The following is a 220-nucleotide window of genomic DNA, read 5'->3' on the forward strand; positions in this document are numbered from 1 at the left end:
GCAGCAAATCGGCAACTACTTGCCGACCGTTGGAAAAAAGCGGTTGCGATGGAGGGAAGGCCGACTGAAGAAATAAGCGCCGATGCTCGTTCTATCCCTCGACCACTTTGGTTTGGAACAACATTAAAGGCGATGATTGTGATTGGCTTTCTTACTTTATGGCAGGGCGTAACTGTAGAGCGTCCTTCTAGTTATGGTAGCAAAACAGAGATGACCTTTT

General features: G+C 47.3%; 1 protein-coding gene. It reads left to right on the forward strand.

Going from position 1 to position 220, the window contains the following annotated elements; translation table 11 throughout:
* On the forward strand, positions 1–220 hold a 220-nt coding region (locus tag CHH91_RS21040; protein WP_217973799.1), incomplete at both ends, for a hypothetical protein.

Source organism: Virgibacillus sp. 7505, assembly GCF_002272135.1.
GTDB lineage: Bacteria > Bacillota > Bacilli > Bacillales > Amphibacillaceae > Terribacillus.